Source organism: Altererythrobacter sp. Root672 (assembly GCF_001427865.1).
Taxonomy (GTDB): domain Bacteria; phylum Pseudomonadota; class Alphaproteobacteria; order Sphingomonadales; family Sphingomonadaceae; genus Croceibacterium_A.
Genome location: NZ_LMHH01000001.1, coordinates 1,889,892 through 1,904,661 on the forward strand (window position 1 = coordinate 1,889,892; position 14,770 = coordinate 1,904,661).

Below are 14,770 nucleotides of genomic sequence, written 5' to 3' on the forward strand. Positions count from 1 at the left end.
TTCAAAATTCGTTCGTCGCCATGCTTGCGGAAGCGGCGTCATCGCCAGCCCTACAAGCATCTTCATCGAGAGAAGCCGCAGGGGCTCCCAGAAAGATCACGAGGCGCTGCAGCGGGATAGCAACCCGCCCGGCCGATGCGGCATCGGCCAACGCCAAATGGACGACATTGTCACGGCCCAATGCCACAGACAGAGCCGCGCGGTCCAGTGGCAGGCGAAGGCCGGAAAGGCCACTGCCTTCCGCTTCACTTCCCACACGCCAGGCCTGGTCGAGCTTGCGGCTGCCGTCGTCGCTGGCATCCGCCGCATGATAAAGCGCCGCCACACGGCCCATTCGGGCCTCGCTGGCAATGCGTTCTGAACCCAAGATAAGCCGTCCGCTGCGCATTTCGAGTCCCAACCGGTCCAGAAATGCACGCGTAAGAGCCTGCTCGGCCAAAACCGGCAGAGTCTCTGAAATCGCAATCTTGCCGTTCTTGAAGGCCCGGGCCAGCGCGCCCTTGAGCTTCCCGTTCGCCAGCGCTTCAGTCAGTTCGGCTTGAGTGACACCCACCCACGCGCCACGGCCAGGGGCCTTGGCGAGAGCATCGGGCAAGACGTCACCATCGGGCGAGATCGCCAGGCGCAGGAGTTCGTCCCGCGAGGCGATCCGCCCGCTGAGTATGCAGCGGCGCTCCGGCCCGTTACTCGGGTCGGTCGCTTCCGCAATGTCGTGGTCGGCTAGCGGCTCATTGCGAGGATTCCGCATCGGCGGCCTCCTCTTGAACGGGTGCTTCGGCTGCCGGAGCAGCTTCGTCTTCACCCTCGAACCAGTGAGCGCGGGCAGCCATGATGATCTCGTTGCCCTGCTCTTCGTTCAGGCCGAACTCACCCAGCACGCCACCCTTGTCTTCGGTGCGCTGCTGACGGCGCAGCGGCGGACCGGTCTCGGCGTTACGGCGGCGCGGAGCTTCGCGCTTCTTGGCGATCAGTTCGTCCGTTGCGAGGTCGGCGAGATCGTCGAGCGTCTTGATGCCCGCCTTGCCGAGCACGACGAGCATCTGCTCGTTGAGGTGCGGCATTTCGGCCAGCGCGTCTTCGACGCCAAGCTCACGACGCTCGGTGCGGTAAGCCTCTTCCTGGCGCTCGATAGCTTCGAGCGCGCGGTTCTGCAGCTCTTCGGCCAGCTCGTTGTCAAAGCCTTCGATCGAGGCCAGCTCGGCCAGTTCGACGTAAGCCACTTCCTCGAGCTCGGCGAAGCCTTCGGCCACGAGCAGCTGCGACAGCGTTTCGTCGACGTCGAGCTCTTCCTCGAACATCTTGGAGCGCTCGGCGAATTCCTTCTGGCGCTTCTCCGAGGCTTCTTCCTCGGTCATGATGTCGATCTGGCTCTCGGTCAGCTGGCTGGCGAGGCGCACGTTCTGGCCGCGGCGGCCAATGGCGAGCGACAGCTGGTCATCGGGAACGACGACTTCGATGCGGCTCTCTTCCTCGTCGAGCACCACACGGCTGACCGTTGCCGGCTGCAGCGCGTTAACGACGAAAGTCGCGGTGTCTTCGCTCCACGGGATGATGTCGATCTTTTCGCCCTGCAGTTCCTGCACGACGGCCTGCACGCGGCTGCCCTTCATGCCGACGCAGGCGCCGACCGGGTCGATCGAGCTATCGCGGCTGATCACGCCGATCTTGGCACGGCTGCCCGGGTCACGGGCGGCGGCCTTGATCTCGATGATGTTGTCGTAGATTTCGGGCACTTCTTGCGCGAACAGCTTCTTCATGAATTCCGGATGCGCGCGGCTGAGGAAGATCTGCGGGCCGCGGTTGTTGCGCTCCACCTTCATGATCAGCGCGCGAACACGTTCGCCGACACGAGCGGCTTCACGCGGGATCTGCTGGTCGCGGCGGATGACGCCTTCGGCCCGGCCGAGGTTGACGATCACGTGGCCGAACTCGACCGACTTGATCACGCCGGTGATGATCTCACCCGAGCGGTCCTTGAACTCTTCGAACTGACGCTCGCGCTCGGCATCGCGGACCTTCTGGAAGATCACCTGCTTGGCGCTCTGCGCGTCGATGCGGCCGAGGTCGACCGGCGGCAGCGGATCGACGATGAAGTCGCCGATCGCAGCACCAGGCTGAAGCTTCTCGGCCTGCTTGAGATCGACCTGCTTGAAGTAGTCTTCAACCAGCTCGACCACCTCGACCACGCGCCACAAGCGCAGGTCGCCGGTGAGCGGATCGAGCTTGGCGCGAATGTCGTTCTCCGCACCGTAACGGGCACGGGCGGCCTTCTGGATCGCCTCTTCCATCGCCTCGACGACGATCGCCTTGTCGATCATCTTCTCGGTCGCGACGGAATGCGCGATTGCTAACAGTTCGGCCTTGTTGGCGGAAATCGGACTGGCCATCAGTCTTCTGCCTTCTCTTCTTCGAGTGTTTCTTCGATTTCGTCCACGCCGCTCGTATCGAGCGGACGGGTAGCGGCGATGAGCTTGTCGGTGAGGACGAGCTTCGCCGAATGAATGTTCGCCAGCGCCACTTCCAGGCGGCCGGCCTTCTTGTCTTCGACGGCGACCGTATCGCCTTCGATGCCAAGCAGTTCGCCGCGCAGCTTGCGGTGGTCGCCCACCGGCTCGTTCAGCGAGAGGTTAACGTCATGCCCTGCCCAGTTGGCAAAGTCCTTCGCCCGCGTCAGCGGACGGTCGATGCCGGGAGAGCTGACTTCGAGGTTGTAGGCCCCGTGAATGAGTTCTTCGCCCAGCTCTTCAAGGTGATCGATCCGGTCAGAGATGCAGCGCGAAAGCGTCATGCACTGTTCGACCACCAGCTGCCCGGTGCCCGGATCTTCGGCCATGACCTGCAGCGTCCGCTCTTCACCCGAACCCGAGAGCTTCACGCGCACGAGATCGAATCCGAGAGCAGCTACTTCGGGTTCGATCACTTCGGTAAGGCGCGTAACGTCGGCCATAGGTCTCCAAATACCGGACCATTGTGACAAAAGGCTTCGGGCCGGCCCCCGAGGGCGCCAGCACCAGACCTTGTCACGACAATGTCAGGATGGCGGCTAGATAAGCGAGCCGTCCCGCAATTGCAACCGGCATTCGCTGCGCCTTCCCACAGGGGCATTCAGGCATTTGACAGCACGACTCCAAGATGACAGCATCGCGTGATGAATAAGGCACACTTTCGATTTCACGGGGGACAGCTTCTCGAGGGCATCTAGCCCCGGGTCCGGTGCGCTCGCGCCCCGTGCCCGGGGCGAACATCAAGCTGCTGCTGCGCCATACGCGCCAATTTCCCCTGTTTCGAAAGTTTCCAGTCATGACTGTCAAGAAGGCCGCAACTCGGCCTCCCATCGTCCTTATCGAAGAGGAGGCCGACGCTCTCGCCGACCTCGCTATCAGCATTCAGGACCGCCATCCCAATGTCGGCCGACTCCTGCTCGAAGAAATCGAACGCGCAGAAACGCTGTCTGCCGCGGAGATTCCCAACGACGTCGTGACCATGGGCTCCACTGTCGCGTTCGTGGATGAAAAGACCGGCGATCGGCGCACCGTAACGCTGGTCTTTCCCAAGGATGCCGACATTGCCGAAGGGCGTCTCTCGATCCTGACCCCCGTCGGCGCCGGGCTGATTGGCTTGCGCACGGGTCAGTCGATCAGCTGGCCCGACCGCAGCGGCGAAGAACGGCTGCTCACCATCGAAAGCGTCACCCGCTCCAACTGACCTGTTACTCGACCTCCCCGTTGCGCTCCGCGAGCCCGTGCTTGCGGATGCAATGGCGCAATTGGTCGTAAGTCAGCCCCAGTGCCTTGGCCGTCTGCCGCTGGTTCCAGCGGTTGCGGCCAAGGTGGTGCTCCAAGATCGCTCGTTCGTGAGCTTCGACCGCAGTCCGCAGGTCCTCAACCGTGTCGTAGTCATGGGCCATCGGACGTGAGCCGTTGTGCGCTGACACAGCTTCCACGCCCTTGCTGCTGTGAACGGCCACCGGCTTCCAGGGGCTTTCGAAGGGATCGAACTGGACGTAGCCGATCGCCTCTTCCCAATTGGCCCAGCGATAGACCGCGCGTTCGACCACGTTGCGCAGCTCCCGCACGTTGCCGGGCCAGGGATGATCGTCGAGCTGGCGGCGAACGTGGTCGGCAAAGCCGGGCCACCGCTCCCAGCCGATCTCCGCCGCCATTCGCCGGCCGAAGTAGTCGGCGAGCACGTCGATATCGCCCTCGCGTACTCGCAAGGGTGGCAGCGTGATGACTTCGAAGCTTAGCCGGTCGAGAAGGTCGGCGCGAAACCGACCCTCGTCGGCCAGCTTGGGCAAGTTCTCGTTAGTGGCGGCCACGATGCGAACGTCGACCCGGAGCGGGCGCGAGGAGCCGATGCGGGTGACCTCGCCATACTCGACCGCCCGCAACAGGCGCTCCTGCGCTCCCATCGACACCGTTGCCAGTTCATCGAGAAACAGGGTGCCTCGGTCGGCTTCCTCAAAACGGCCGGCACGGGCGCGCGTGGCGCCGGTGAATGAACCCGCTTCATGGCCGAACAGCTCTGCCTCGATCAGCGTCTCGGGAAGCGCCGCGCAGTTCATGGTGATCAGCGGCTCTTCCCAGCGGTTCGACAGGCGGTGAAGGCGTTCGGCGATCAGTTCCTTGCCCGTTCCGCGCTCCCCAATAACCAGGACAGGACGACGCATCGGGGCCGCGCGGCTTGCCCGTTCGACCGCGTCGAGAAAGGCCCCTGATTGGCCAATGAACTGGTTTTCTCGCTCCATGAACCAAGAGATAGCAAAAAACGCCACAAGGTGGCAATATGCGCCACATAGCCCGCTAAGATATATCCCAAAATTCGAGCAAGGCGGCGCATTTTCCTGATTTGGCATGCTCCTTGCTGATATACTCGCATAGGTTTGGTCAGGGGATTGAAGACCATGTTTGACCGCGAGTTCTTCAGCAGCAAGCTAGGCATCGCCGCGTTGGCGAGCATCATCGCAATGATCTCGTTCAACGCGTTTGCGCTGGACCAGCAGATCTGCCTGGCCGCCGACGCCAACCCCGTCGACGCGCCATTGGTCGAATTGGCATGAGCCCCAAGGACGACAACCCCCTGCGCCCGATCGGCGAGGCAGCCTCACGCGCTGGCTCACGCATCGACCGCGAAATCGAGCGGCTACGCACCAGCCCCCAGCCGGGTATAGGCAAACCGGCCGCTCAAGACTTTAATGCTGCCGTCAATTCATTCGTTTCCGGAGTACCCTGGATGGGCATTTTTTCCCGCACCCGAGACATCATCGCCGCCAACTTCAACGAGCTGCTCGATCAGGCCGACGATCCGGCCAAGATGATCCGCATGATCATCCTGGAGATGGAGGAAACGCTTGTCGAAGTCCGCGCCAGCGCGGCTCGCACGATTGCGGACCAGAAGGAAATGCACCGCCACACCGTCAAGCTGGAGAAGCTCCAGGCCGACTGGGGTGAGAAAGCCCAGCTGGCCCTGTCGAAGGACCGCGAGGACCTGGCCCGTGCAGCGCTCGTCGAAAAGAAGCGCGCTGCCGACATGGGCGACCAGCTCAAGCAGGAGATCGCCGTACTTGACGACGCCCTGCGGGCTTACGAGCAGGACATCGCCAAGCTGCAGAACCGCCTGCGCGAAGCCCGCAGCCGGCAGACGCAGATCGCGGCCCGCCTGGAAAGCGCGGAGAACCGCGTGAAGCTGCGCAGCCTGATGACCAACGAACGCGTCGACGATGCCCTCACCCGGTTCGACCAGCTCGAACGCCGGGTCGACTACGCCGAAGGCCGCGCCGATGCGCTGAGCATCTCCGACGGCACCGGCAAGCCGAGCCTCTCCGACGAGATCGCGGCGCTCGAAGGGGCCGACAAGATCGACGAGGAACTCGAAGAGATGAAGCGGGCGCTCGGCATGGGCGGCTCTGAAAAGAAGGAGGGCTGATCCATGAGCGAAAGCCTCATCATCGTCCCCGCCATCTTCATCGGCCTTCCCTGGGTGATCATGCACTACATCACGAAGTGGAAGACCGCCGCGACGATCACTACCGACGACGAGCGCTTGCTCGAAGAACTCTACAACCTCGCCAAGCGGCTCGACGAGCGCATGGACACGGTCGAGCGCCTGGTTGCGTCAGACAACCCCGAGTTCAAGCCGGCGCGCCTCCTGCCCGGCCGCGACATCGACAACGAGCCGCTGCGCGAACTCGATCGCCTGCTGGCCGAAAAGAAGGGAGCCAAGAAGTGAACACGCCTCGCATGACGCTGTACCGCGACAAGCAGAACGCCAAGCTGATGGGCGTGTGCTCGGGGTTGGAAGACTACACCGGTATCAACGCGATCTGGTGGCGGCTGGCTTTCATCGTGCTGACCTTTGCGACCGGCTTCGGCATCCCGATCTACTTCGCACTCGGCCTCCTGGCGTCGAAGAAGCCCGCCAATCTCTATGTCGACCAGGACGAGCAGAAGTACTGGCAGCGCGTCCGCCAGTCACCGAAGCGCACTGCGCGGGAAATCCGCTCGCAGTTCCGCGACATCGACCGCCGGCTTGCCGAGGTCGAGTCATACTACGTCACTAGCAATCCGCGCCTCTCGGCTGAGATCGAACGGCTGCGCTAGAGCACTACTGAAGGGGACAGGGGATGGATCCGGCAATCATTGGTGTGTTCATTCCGATCCTGGCGATCGGCATGGGAATACCGCTGGCCTTCTACGGCGTGTGGATTGGCCACAAGCAGAAGATGGCGAAGTTCGAGCTTCAGGCTCGCACCCACAAGGCCGACGACGCCCAGGCGGCGCGGATCGAAGAACTCGAAGACCGCATGCGGGTGTTGGAGCGGATCGTGACCGATCGCGGTTTCGACGTCGCCCACCAGATCGAAGCTCTGCGCGATGTGCGGCCTGACGCTGGCGTCCCACTCGAAATGGGCCGCCAAACGGAACGGCAGCGCTGAGAGGAACGACAGTGGACCTGGCAAACATCATCTTCGCCGTCACGCTTCCCATCGCGCTGATGTCGGTTCCGATCTTCGCGATCTGGACGCAGCATCGCCGCAAGCTGGTGGAGCTGCAGAGCCGGACCGAGGCGAGCACGGCCTATCAGGAGCTGGAAGAACGGACCCGCATCCTGGAGCGGATCGTCACCGACAAGGGCTACGGCGTCGCCAGCCAGATCGAGGCACTGCGCGACCGGCATCCGATGAAGAGCCAACTTGAAGACAACAACACGGTCCGTGCCGACTGAGCACCGAGACCTGGAAGAGGGACTACGCTGATGGAATTTTCGCCTTTGATGATCCCGATCTTCGGCATGATGATCCCGATCGTCGCGATCATACTGAAGCATCGCGAGAAGGTGGAACGGATGCGCATCGATGCCGGCGAGCGGTATGCTGCGCCCGACACTTCCAGACAGGACGGGCGGATGGAAATGCTCGAGGATCGCGTGGCGGTCCTGGAGCGGATCGTGACGGACAAAGGCTTGAATATCGCAGCGCAGATCGAGGCACTTCGCGACCAGCGCGGCATCGATGACGCCCTGGCGGCTCGGAGCGAAACGCGCGCTGCTGCCAGGTCTGCGGACCGCGGCTGAGCCAGGCGAGGCAAGGAGCTTTCGAGATGGAAATCATCATCCCAATCTTCGCCATCGCGATGGTCCTGGGCTTCATTCCGGGCTTCGCCATCTGGCTGGGCCACCGCAAGGACATGATGAAGCTGCAGATCCAGGCGACCGCGGAAAAGGCCGCGCAGTATGCCGCCAGCAACAAGGCCTTGGAAGACCGCGTGGCTGTGCTCGAACGCATCGTCACCGACAAGGGTTACGACGTAGCCCTGCAGATCGAGGCCCTTCGCGACCAGCGCCGGGTCGAGGATCGGTTCGAAAGCCGCGAAGTCGAGAGGAGCAACTGATGGGACCGGGTGAAACCATTGCGGCCGTCGTCCTTGGCGGGATCGTGATCGCCGTGGTCTCGACGCTCGGCGAAGCCTTCAAGCGCTTCATGGCCTACAAGGAGCGCCAGGTCGGCGTGACTGCGGACAGCACCGCCGAGAAGGCCGCGCAGTACGCTGCGCATGTGGAACGGCTCGAAGCCCGCGTCCGCGTGTTGGAGCGCATCGCCACCGACAAGGGTTCGGACCTCGCCCAGAGCATCGAAGACTTGCGCGGTACGCCCGTCGAGGCAGTTCAATTCAAGGCAGAGGAGCGCACCTGATGAATCCGATGGATCTTCTTCAGTACCTTCCCTGGATCGTCGGCGGCGGCCTGATGTTGGGAGCCGCAGGAATTCTTGCGTCGGTCCACAACACCCGCCTGAAGATCAAGCACGGCTACCCGCTGGAAGGCATGTGGGGCCAATCGCTGAAGCCCGCAGTGACTACCGAGGCGATGGAACGGGTAAAGCTGCTCACGCAGGAAAACGCGCAGCTGCGCGCCGAGATCGGCTCGCTCCAGGATCGCCTGATCAATGTCGAACGCATCGTCACCGACAGCGGTTACCGCCTCGGCCATGAGATCGAGAGCCTGCGGTCGGACAAGGGGAATGTGCAATGAACATGTGGACCGCCATCATTGTGATCGTAGCGATCCTCGCTTTCGCCGAGGTCATCAAGACAAGGCACCGCGCCCGGCACGGTATTACGACTGACGCCATGGGCAACGAGAAGCCGGTGCTGCGCGAAGATGCGGAACTCAAGCGCGAAGTTCTCGAACTGCGCGAGCGAGTGAAAGTCCTCGAACGGATCGCCACCGAGGATCGTGAGACCAAACGGCTTTCGGCTGAAATAGACAGCCTCCGCGAGAAATAGGCGCGAGAGGCAGGGGAGAACGCGAGATGAGTCAGGAACTGTTGATCGCCGCCAGTGCCCTCTCGGGTTTGCTGGTCGTGGCCTTCACCTTGCTCAAGGGCTGGCAGGATTGGCTGGAGCTTAAGTCCCGCGAGCTAGAGACGGGGCATGGCAAACGCGAAATCGAAGGCGGCGCCCGCGAAGGGGCCGCACGGATCGAGATCGCCGACCTTAAGGAACGCATCCGTAAGCTGGAAGCCATCGCCAGCGGGGTGGACCTGTAACCAATTTACGCTAGGGGGCGCGTCATGCGCTCCCTAGCCGACATTCTCGAAGAGTACGAATTCCTCGATGCCGATGAACGGTATCGGCTGCTGATCGAACTGGGCCGCGAGCTGGACGAAATGCCCCAGCCGCTCAAGACCGACGCAACCTTGGTGCGGGGCTGCTCCGCCAGCGTCTGGGTCTACCCGACCGAGCAGGACGGCAAGCTCCACTTCCTCGCCGACAGCAACGCAGCAATCACCAAGGGCATCGTGGCGCTGATCATCTCGGCGGTTCAGGACAAACAGGCGGCTGAGGTGGCAGCGATGGATATCACCGCCGCGCTCGCGCCGTTCGACCTGAGAAACCAACTTAGCTCAAACCGTACACAGGGCGTGCCGAACATGATCGCACTAGTGCGGCAACACGCGGCGCGGATTGCTGCGGGCTAGGCCTCAGCCGCGTCCCGTACCACGACAGTGCCCGCCTCGCGCTGACGCTTGAGTTCAGCCTTGAGCTGCACCGGATCACGCGCCCAGACGAAGCCAAAGCTAACGCCGCCCTCCTTGCCGCTCGTCGCATGGTGGAGGTTGTGGGCCTGGACCAGCCTCTTGAGATAGCCGCGCCTCGGCACATATCGGAACCACCGTTGGTGGACGAGCCCGTCGTGCACCAGCGTGTAGATGATCCCGTAGCCCAGGATGCCTAGCCCGATCCACGTCCCGGGCCACCAGGCGCTTTCTCCCAGGATCATCGGGCTGCCGAGTGCGAACATCGAAATGCTCATCGCCGCGCCAACCAGGGCGAAGCGGTCGTTCTTCTCCAGCACCTTGCCATGCGGCTCGTGATGGTCGCGGTGCCAGGCCCAGGCAAAGCCATGCATCACATACTTGTGGCTCGCCCATGCGACCCATTCCATCGCCGCGATGGTGGCCATGACGATAGTGAGAGGGACCAGCCAATTCATGCCCGTCTAAATAGGAACTTTGGCCGGTCAAAGACAGCCCCGGCTTGAATTGCCGGCCGCCGTGCGTAACTGCGGTGCATGGCTTCCAAACCTCGCACCCTCTACGAAAAGATCTGGGACGCGCACGTGATCGAACGGCGCGACGACGGCACCTCGCTGATCTTCATCGACCGCCACCTGGTCCACGAAGTTACCAGCCCGCAGGCGTTCGAAGCGCTGCGGCTGAACGGCCGCAAGGTCCGCCGGCCCGAGCTCACTCTCGCCGTGCCCGATCACAACCTGCCGACCACGGCTCGCATCGATGCGGCAGGCAAGCGCATCCCGATCGCCGACCTCGAGAGCGCCCAGCAGCTCGAAGCGCTGGAACACAACGCACCCGAATTCGGCGTGCGCTACTTCGGCGCCACCGCGCGCGAACAGGGCATCGTCCACGTCGTCGGGCCTGAGCAGGGCTTCTCCCTCCCCGGCACCACGATCGTCTGCGGCGACAGCCACACCGCGGCCCACGGCGGCGTGGGCGCGCTAGCGTTCGGCATCGGCACCAGCGAAGTCGAGCACGTGCTCGCCACGCAGACGCTGCTGCTCAAGCAGTCGAAGACGATGGAAGTGCGCGTCGAGGGCGACCTCGGTCCCGGCATCACCTCGAAGGACCTGATCCTCCACATTATCGGCGTGATCGGCACCGCCGGCGGCACCGGCTACGTGATCGAATACCGCGGCAAGGTGTTCGAGGAGATGAGCGTCGAAGGCCGCCTGACGGTCTGCAACATGAGCATCGAAGGCGGCGCCCGCGCCGGCCTGGTCGCTCCGGACGAGACCACCTTCGCGTACCTCAAGGGGCGCCCGCTCTCGCCGAAGGGCGAGGAGTGGGATCAGGCAGTCGCTTATTGGCGCACGCTGAAGACCGACGAAGGCGCGGTGTTCGACAAGTCGGTGGTTATCAATGCCGCCGAAATCGAGCCGACCGTGACCTGGGGCACCAGCCCCGAGGACACCGTCGCGATAGGGGGCGTGGTTCCCGATCCGTCGAGCTTTGCCGACCCTTCCAAGCAGAAGGCCGCCCAGGCCAGCCTCGATTACATGGGCCTGGAGCCCGGCCAGAAGATGGACGAGGTCGAGGTCCAGAACGTCTTCATCGGCAGCTGCACCAACAGCCGCATCGAGGACCTGCGCGCCGCTGCGGCGGTTCTCAAAGGCCGTCACAAGGCGTCGAACGTCAAATGGGCCATCGTCGTCCCGGGCTCCGGCCTGGTGAAGGAACAGGCCGAAGCCGAAGGGCTGGACAAGGTCTTCACCGAAGCCGGCCTCGAATGGCGCGAGCCGGGCTGTTCGGCCTGTCTCGGCATGAACCCGGACAAGGTCCCGGCCGGCGAGCGCTGCGCATCGACCAGCAACCGCAACTTTGTTGGCCGTCAGGGTCCTGGCGCGAGGACACACCTCGTCAGCCCGGCAATGGCAGCAGCGGCGGCGGTGACGGGCAAGCTCACGGACGTGCGCGAACTGGTCTAGTTCACCACAGGAATGGATCGCATCCCACGGCGGCAAATTCGCACTGTCGCTGGCTCTGGACTCTCCGCGAGCCAGCGTTCGCAAAGGGCCCGAACCCATTCCGGACGATCCTTGCCAGCGTCATTGAGCCAATTACCAACCGAGTCCTGCACATAGATGGACGGATCGGCGCGGAGCGGTTCGAGCACCGCGAGCGCCCGTTCCGGTTGTTGCTTGAGCGCGGCGATATGGCTGCACCACACCCCGCGCGGCCGGAGCGCCTCTGTCGCGAACCGGCGAATACGTTCGGATGGGTCAACGGTCCATTTCGCCAGCAAGGCGATGGAGACGTCCAACTCTGCAGCGAGGTGTGAGCGAACCGCCATCCACGACCATTCGCGCACTCCGAAATGCGGATCGTCAGCGAAGGGGCGGATCGCCAAGAGCCTGTCACCAAGCTCCATGTCGGCGGCCCCGAGCATGGCGCACACCCAACCGCGAACGGTGTCAGACGAATGCCGCGCGAGCCGCTCAATGGCAGACGGACCGTATCGCTTTGTGATTAGCCTGGCCGCCAGCAGCATGCGCCGGGAGATACCCGCCTCTCTCGCCTCGTGCATTTCGGCGCAGGGTCCGGACCCAATGTCAGGCAGAACGCTGCCCATGAGCAGGGCGAAATCCACCGCTAGGCATTCGACAAGTGTCGCGGCCTCGACCTCGCCGGCATTGAGCCGGGCAAGATGGGCCGGGTCGATATCCTTGACCCCGCGCCCACTGGTCTTCGTCCCGTTCACAGGTGCACTCCGCTGGTTCGTTTCAGTTGTCCGCTGTGCCAACTCGCTAGAACTTATAACCCACCGTCACGCCAAACGTCCGCGGCGGGAGCCACGTCGCGCCGAGCAGGCGGCCCGTCGCCAGGGCGAAGGTGCTGCTCGGCCGGAACACGTCGAACAGGTTCTTGACCCACAGCTGAGCGCGAATGTTCCCTTCGTTCGTCTCATAGGCGAGTGAGGCATCGACCGTGGCGTAAGCAGGGCTGCTCTCGATCTCGCGCATGAACTCGCTGAAGTAGGTCCGGCCCTTGTACGAGACATCGACATTCGGCGTGAAAGTCCCGATCGAGGCGTCGATGTCGTATTCGCCGTGCAGGTTCCAAGCCCAGCGCGGGGTGTTGCGCGTGTCGTTGCCCGCGAGCTGGATCTCGCCGCCGCCAGGCGCACCATAGGCGGTCGGGTCGGGATTGGTCATCGGGTCGTAGGGCGTTCCGCCAGCGATGTTCACGGGGTTAAGCGGGTCGAGCGTCAGGTAGTCGACGAAGTGTGCGTCGGTATAGGACACCGCTCCGCTCAGCAGCAGGCCAGGCATCGGGTGCGAGGTCAGGTCGAGTTCGAACCCGGTGGCCTTGGTCCGGGCGGCGTTCTGGAAGATCGTGGTGTAGCCCGTCGGACCGCCCGCGATCGTCTTGTTCAACTGCAGCCCGTCGAGCGTGTAGGTGTAGCCGGCAAGGTTCACTGTCAGCCAGCGGCCGAAGCTGCTCTTGATGCCGACCTCGTGGTTGGCGATGGTCTCCGGATCGACGATCGTCTTACTGCCCGAAGCGTTCTCTCCCGAGCCCGCCTTGAAGCCTTCGGAATAGGTGTAATAGACCAGAATATCGCGCGTCGGGGCCCATTCGAGGCCCAGTTCCGGTGTGAAATCGCGGAAGGTCTTTTCCGCATGGGTGCTTTCGGCCGTATGACGCAGCACCGGACCGAGACCGTTGCGGGTGATGACGATCGAGGGGTTCTCGGACTCGACATGCTCAACGCTCCAGCGGCCGCCGAGCTTCACGGTGAAATCGGCCAGCGTCTCGTTGAACAGGCCAAGGCCGACTTCGTACTGGCCGAAGATCGAGAACGCCTCGGTCTTGAGGTTGGACCAGGTGCACACCCGCTTCGGTGCGATCACTGTACTGCCACCAGTCACGCCATTGGGCGAAAAGCCGCAGAGGGCGTAAGCCTCTGCCAGATCGATCCCCGCCGCCTCCAGCACCCCGATATTCTGCGCCATGCCGTTGCGGTTGGTGAGGCCGACATTGTCCCTCGGCCGCTGGCGTTCGTTGAAATAGAACAGGCCGATCGTGCCGTTGACCCACTCTGAGGTCAGGCCGAGCCGCAGTTCGTTGCTCCACTGCTCGCTGTCGATCCGGCGTTCCTGCACGGTGGTGGGCTGGCCGTTGGTCGGCCAGCTGTTGATCACCGCCGAAAGGTCGAGGTCCTGGAACAGCGAGCTATTGAACGAGCGATAATTGGCGACGTTGGTGAGCGTCAGCGCATCGTTCAGCGGCACGTCGAGCGTACCGGTGAAGGAATAAGTATCGGTCTCGGTGCCTGGGCTCGATTCCGTCGCCAGATCGCGCGGATCGGTCGCATAGCCGCCGACCCCCAACGGTGCGAGGCGGGCAACTCCAGGGAACGAGGCCCGCAGATAGTGGATCGCGCCCGAAGCGTCGCTTTGGCGGAAATACTCGCCTGCCACGAGGAAGGTAGCGTCACGACCGAGATCGAATTCGACCTGGGCGCGGGCCATGCGACGGTTAAGATCGTCCACGTCCTTGCCCGAAACCGGATTCTTGCCGAAGCCATCGCGGTCTTCGGTCTTGACCGCGAAACGAGCGCGGATGCCCTCGGTGATCGGCCCGCTGATTGCCGCTTCAGTGACGAGCGCGTTGTAGTTGCCGTAGGTCACCCGGCCATAGCCTTCGAGCCAGTCGGTCGGCTTGGCGGTGATCAGGTTGATCGAACCGCCGACCGCGTTGCGCCCGTAAAGCGTGCCCTGCGGTCCGCGCAGAACCTCGACCCGCTCGACATCGAACAGCGAGGTAAGTTGCGCCTCGGCACGAGCCACGTAGACCCCGTCGACATGGAAGGCGACGCCGGTGGAGCTGCCGGTGGTCGAGGTATTGGCGCCGACACCGCGAATGAAGATCTTCGCCTGGTTGAAGTCGTTGCCGAAGTTCACCGAGGGAACGATCGTCTGCAGGTCCGCGATGTTGTTGACCTGCGCGCTGGCAATCCGATCTGCACTGAGCGCAGTGAGCGCAGCGCCGACATCCTGCAACGACTGTACGCGCTTCTGCGCCGTGACCATGATCACGTCGCCCTCGCCGCCATCCTCGGCGGCCGCTTCGTCTTGATAGGCAGCGTCCGCCGCATCCTGGGCCGAATCAGCTGCGCTCTGAGCAAACGCGCTCGTCGATGCGAGCAGCAGCGCGGGGGTAAACAAACCGACGCTCTTCATTTTCTAGCTT

Annotated in this window: 22 protein-coding genes; 15 read left to right on the forward strand and 7 right to left on the reverse strand. The window is 63.3% G+C overall.

Translation table 11 applies throughout. From position 1 onward, the window contains the following. Position 1 precedes the first annotated feature (1 nt). Genes ASD76_RS09095 through rimP form a run of 3 tightly spaced genes read right to left on the reverse strand, consistent with a single transcriptional unit; the run spans position 2 to position 2,947 of the window. Positions 2-748, reverse strand: coding sequence for a DUF448 domain-containing protein (locus ASD76_RS09095; protein WP_055921485.1), 747 nt, complete (start codon positions 746-748; stop codon positions 2-4). Next, positions 729-2,387, reverse strand: a complete 1,659-nt coding sequence (gene nusA / locus ASD76_RS09100) for a transcription termination factor NusA (RefSeq protein ID WP_055921488.1) — start codon at positions 2,385-2,387, stop codon at positions 729-731. The genes ASD76_RS09095 and nusA overlap by 20 nt, the downstream gene beginning before the upstream one ends. Then, on the reverse strand, positions 2,387-2,947 hold the full coding sequence (gene rimP / locus ASD76_RS09105) for a ribosome maturation protein RimP (RefSeq protein ID WP_055921491.1): 561 nt from the start codon (positions 2,945-2,947) through the stop codon (positions 2,387-2,389). Before rimP ends, nusA begins: the two co-directional genes overlap by 1 nt. Positions 2,948-3,300: 353 nt before the next feature. On the opposite strand from rimP, the gene rnk reads away from it, so the two are divergent. Further along, a complete protein-coding gene (gene rnk, locus ASD76_RS09110; protein WP_055923107.1) occupies positions 3,301-3,705 on the forward strand; it encodes a nucleoside diphosphate kinase regulator in 405 nt (134 codons plus the stop codon). Positions 3,706-3,709: 4 nt separating this feature from the next. Here the strand turns inward: rnk and pspF are convergent, their stop codons facing one another. Then, a complete protein-coding gene (gene pspF / locus ASD76_RS09115) occupies positions 3,710-4,747 on the reverse strand; it encodes a phage shock protein operon transcriptional activator (RefSeq protein WP_055921494.1) in 1,038 nt (345 codons plus the stop codon). 147 nt (positions 4,748-4,894) lie between these two features. On the opposite strand from pspF, the gene ASD76_RS18230 reads away from it, so the two are divergent. From ASD76_RS18230 to ASD76_RS09175, 13 genes are read left to right on the forward strand one after another with little or no spacing between them, the layout of a single operon-like run. Then, positions 4,895-5,059 (forward strand): hypothetical protein, encoded by a 165-nt coding sequence (locus ASD76_RS18230; RefSeq protein ID WP_156457613.1) that lies wholly within the window; start codon positions 4,895-4,897, stop codon positions 5,057-5,059. Continuing rightward, the gene (gene pspA / locus ASD76_RS09120; protein WP_055921497.1) at positions 5,056-5,925 is read left to right on the forward strand and encodes a phage shock protein PspA; all 870 of its coding nucleotides are present in this window, start codon (positions 5,056-5,058) and stop codon (positions 5,923-5,925) included. The genes ASD76_RS18230 and pspA overlap by 4 nt, the downstream gene beginning before the upstream one ends. A gap of 3 nt (positions 5,926-5,928) precedes the next feature. Further along, positions 5,929-6,228 (forward strand): envelope stress response membrane protein PspB, encoded by a 300-nt coding sequence (gene pspB, locus ASD76_RS09125; RefSeq protein ID WP_055921500.1) that lies wholly within the window; start codon positions 5,929-5,931, stop codon positions 6,226-6,228. Continuing rightward, on the forward strand, positions 6,225-6,599 hold the full coding sequence (gene pspC / locus ASD76_RS09130; protein WP_082553704.1) for an envelope stress response membrane protein PspC: 375 nt from the start codon (positions 6,225-6,227) through the stop codon (positions 6,597-6,599). The genes pspB and pspC overlap by 4 nt, the downstream gene beginning before the upstream one ends. Positions 6,600-6,622: 23 nt before the next feature. Beyond that, the gene (locus ASD76_RS09135; protein WP_055921503.1) at positions 6,623-6,934 is read left to right on the forward strand and encodes a hypothetical protein; all 312 of its coding nucleotides are present in this window, start codon (positions 6,623-6,625) and stop codon (positions 6,932-6,934) included. An 11-nt stretch (positions 6,935-6,945) separates the two neighbouring features. Then, complete coding sequence (locus ASD76_RS09140; RefSeq protein ID WP_321164424.1) at positions 6,946-7,224, forward strand: hypothetical protein; 279 nt, start codon at positions 6,946-6,948, stop codon at positions 7,222-7,224. 30 nt (positions 7,225-7,254) lie between these two features. Beyond that, positions 7,255-7,572 (forward strand): hypothetical protein, encoded by a 318-nt coding sequence (locus tag ASD76_RS09145; RefSeq protein WP_082553705.1) that lies wholly within the window; start codon positions 7,255-7,257, stop codon positions 7,570-7,572. Positions 7,573-7,598: 26 nt separating this feature from the next. Further along, a complete protein-coding gene (locus ASD76_RS09150; RefSeq protein WP_055921509.1) occupies positions 7,599-7,889 on the forward strand; it encodes a hypothetical protein in 291 nt (96 codons plus the stop codon). Continuing rightward, positions 7,889-8,191 (forward strand): hypothetical protein, encoded by a 303-nt coding sequence (locus tag ASD76_RS09155; protein ID WP_055921512.1) that lies wholly within the window; start codon positions 7,889-7,891, stop codon positions 8,189-8,191. Before ASD76_RS09150 ends, ASD76_RS09155 begins: the two co-directional genes overlap by 1 nt. Next, positions 8,191-8,529, forward strand: coding sequence for a hypothetical protein (locus tag ASD76_RS09160; protein ID WP_055921515.1), 339 nt, complete (start codon positions 8,191-8,193; stop codon positions 8,527-8,529). The genes ASD76_RS09155 and ASD76_RS09160 overlap by 1 nt, the downstream gene beginning before the upstream one ends. Continuing rightward, positions 8,526-8,783 (forward strand): hypothetical protein, encoded by a 258-nt coding sequence (locus tag ASD76_RS09165; protein ID WP_055921517.1) that lies wholly within the window; start codon positions 8,526-8,528, stop codon positions 8,781-8,783. Before ASD76_RS09160 ends, ASD76_RS09165 begins: the two co-directional genes overlap by 4 nt. Before the next feature lie 26 nt (positions 8,784-8,809). Beyond that, positions 8,810-9,046 (forward strand): hypothetical protein, encoded by a 237-nt coding sequence (locus ASD76_RS09170; RefSeq protein WP_055921520.1) that lies wholly within the window; start codon positions 8,810-8,812, stop codon positions 9,044-9,046. Positions 9,047-9,070: 24 nt separating this feature from the next. Beyond that, positions 9,071-9,478 carry a SufE family protein gene (locus ASD76_RS09175; RefSeq protein WP_055921522.1) on the forward strand — a complete coding sequence of 136 codons (408 nt, stop codon included), beginning with the start codon at positions 9,071-9,073 and terminating at the stop codon, positions 9,476-9,478. On the opposite strand, the gene ASD76_RS09180 is transcribed toward ASD76_RS09175, so the two are convergent. After that, complete coding sequence (locus ASD76_RS09180) at positions 9,475-9,993, reverse strand: sterol desaturase family protein (RefSeq protein ID WP_055921526.1); 519 nt, start codon at positions 9,991-9,993, stop codon at positions 9,475-9,477. The two genes, ASD76_RS09175 and ASD76_RS09180, sit on opposite strands and share 4 nt — an antisense overlap. A 78-nt stretch (positions 9,994-10,071) precedes the next feature. Here ASD76_RS09180 and leuC point away from each other — a divergent pair, with 78 nt between their 5' ends. Beyond that, positions 10,072-11,502 carry a 3-isopropylmalate dehydratase large subunit gene (leuC, locus tag ASD76_RS09185; RefSeq protein WP_055921529.1) on the forward strand — a complete coding sequence of 477 codons (1,431 nt, stop codon included), beginning with the start codon at positions 10,072-10,074 and terminating at the stop codon, positions 11,500-11,502. Here leuC and ASD76_RS09190 read toward each other — a convergent pair. Both ASD76_RS09190 and ASD76_RS09195 read right to left on the reverse strand, forming a co-directional pair. Beyond that, positions 11,499-12,275 (reverse strand): DNA alkylation repair protein, encoded by a 777-nt coding sequence (locus ASD76_RS09190; protein WP_055923113.1) that lies wholly within the window; start codon positions 12,273-12,275, stop codon positions 11,499-11,501. The genes leuC and ASD76_RS09190 overlap by 4 nt on opposite strands. A gap of 46 nt (positions 12,276-12,321) precedes the next feature. Next, entirely contained in the window at positions 12,322-14,760 is a 2,439-nt protein-coding gene (locus ASD76_RS09195) for a TonB-dependent receptor (protein ID WP_055921532.1), read from the reverse strand. Positions 14,761-14,770: the final 10 nt, after the last annotated feature.

Coding starts and splice junctions, on each gene's coding strand:
- ASD76_RS09195 (WP_055921532.1), bottom strand. CDS start 14,760: ATGAAGAGCGTCGGTTTGTTTACCCCCGCGCTGCTGCTCGCATCGACG.
- ASD76_RS09135 (WP_055921503.1), top strand. CDS start 6,623: ATGGATCCGGCAATCATTGGTGTGTTCATTCCGATCCTGGCGATCGGC.
- pspB (WP_055921500.1), top strand. CDS start 5,929: ATGAGCGAAAGCCTCATCATCGTCCCCGCCATCTTCATCGGCCTTCCC.
- ASD76_RS09150 (WP_055921509.1), top strand. CDS start 7,599: ATGGAAATCATCATCCCAATCTTCGCCATCGCGATGGTCCTGGGCTTC.
- ASD76_RS09175 (WP_055921522.1), top strand. CDS start 9,071: ATGCGCTCCCTAGCCGACATTCTCGAAGAGTACGAATTCCTCGATGCC.
- ASD76_RS09165 (WP_055921517.1), top strand. CDS start 8,526: ATGAACATGTGGACCGCCATCATTGTGATCGTAGCGATCCTCGCTTTC.
- ASD76_RS09180 (WP_055921526.1), bottom strand. CDS start 9,993: ATGAATTGGCTGGTCCCTCTCACTATCGTCATGGCCACCATCGCGGCG.
- rnk (WP_055923107.1), top strand. CDS start 3,301: ATGACTGTCAAGAAGGCCGCAACTCGGCCTCCCATCGTCCTTATCGAA.
- leuC (WP_055921529.1), top strand. CDS start 10,072: ATGGCTTCCAAACCTCGCACCCTCTACGAAAAGATCTGGGACGCGCAC.
- ASD76_RS09160 (WP_055921515.1), top strand. CDS start 8,191: ATGAATCCGATGGATCTTCTTCAGTACCTTCCCTGGATCGTCGGCGGC.
- pspF (WP_055921494.1), bottom strand. CDS start 4,747: ATGGAGCGAGAAAACCAGTTCATTGGCCAATCAGGGGCCTTTCTCGAC.
- ASD76_RS09145 (WP_082553705.1), top strand. CDS start 7,255: ATGGAATTTTCGCCTTTGATGATCCCGATCTTCGGCATGATGATCCCG.
- nusA (WP_055921488.1), bottom strand. CDS start 2,387: ATGGCCAGTCCGATTTCCGCCAACAAGGCCGAACTGTTAGCAATCGCG.
- ASD76_RS09170 (WP_055921520.1), top strand. CDS start 8,810: ATGAGTCAGGAACTGTTGATCGCCGCCAGTGCCCTCTCGGGTTTGCTG.
- pspA (WP_055921497.1), top strand. CDS start 5,056: ATGAGCCCCAAGGACGACAACCCCCTGCGCCCGATCGGCGAGGCAGCC.
- rimP (WP_055921491.1), bottom strand. CDS start 2,947: ATGGCCGACGTTACGCGCCTTACCGAAGTGATCGAACCCGAAGTAGCT.
- ASD76_RS09155 (WP_055921512.1), top strand. CDS start 7,889: ATGGGACCGGGTGAAACCATTGCGGCCGTCGTCCTTGGCGGGATCGTG.
- ASD76_RS09095 (WP_055921485.1), bottom strand. CDS start 748: ATGCGGAATCCTCGCAATGAGCCGCTAGCCGACCACGACATTGCGGAA.